Annotated in this window: 2 protein-coding genes; both read right to left on the bottom strand. The window is 46.8% G+C overall.

The window, feature by feature from the left end; translation table 11 throughout:
* Window positions 1-170 (bottom strand): family 1 glycosylhydrolase (locus AB4486_RS24435; RefSeq protein WP_372119232.1); only part of this gene is annotated, 170 nt, incomplete at its 3' end.
* A gap of 17 nt (window positions 171-187) precedes the next feature.
* Window positions 188-701 (bottom strand): carbohydrate ABC transporter permease (locus AB4486_RS24440; protein WP_372119229.1); only part of this gene is annotated, 514 nt, incomplete at its 5' end.

Consider the following 701-nt stretch of genomic DNA (forward strand, 5'->3'; position numbering starts at 1 on the left):
TTATCACCGTTATCGACCTTGCCCGGCTTCTTACAGAAAGTGTCCCAGATAGACGGTGTACGACCGCCCTCCTCAACGCCGCCTTCAATTTGGTATGAAGATGTCGCGACACCGAATACAAATTCCTTACTGCGTAACTTTGAATCACTTGGAAGTTGAAATTTATTCATTGTTATAACCCTTAAACCTAACCTTTAACTGCGCCGGACGTTAAACCACTGATCATCTGTTTCGATGCGAACAGGTATGTAATCACGAGTGGTAAAATAGAAATTGTGGTACCTAGCATTACCGCGCCCCATGGCGTATTCGGAATGCCTTGAACACTTCGTAGTGCTTGTGTGATGACGTAATTGTCAGGGTTGTTTAGCACCACGAGAGGCTGCATAAACATGTTCCAGAAGAAGACGAACTGAACAATCGCAAGCGTTGCTAATGCTGGTTTCATCAGTGGCAGTACCACGCTCCAGTACGTTCTGAACTCGCCTGCACCATCCAGTTTCGCCGCTTCTAATAGCTCTTTAGGAATCGATGCAATCACGTGCTGACGCATCAAAAAGATACCAAATGGTGTGGTGGTGAACGGTAGCCATACCGCCATATGGTTATCCAGCAAGCCTAAGAATTTCACGATCATGAAGTAAGGGATCAAGCTAAGCACAGGCGGAATCGCCATCGAGCCAACCAGCATGCCGAACAAC

The sequence above is a fragment of the Vibrio sp. 10N.222.55.C6 genome (genome assembly GCF_041473395.1).
GTDB lineage: Bacteria > Pseudomonadota > Gammaproteobacteria > Enterobacterales > Vibrionaceae > Vibrio > Vibrio crassostreae_C.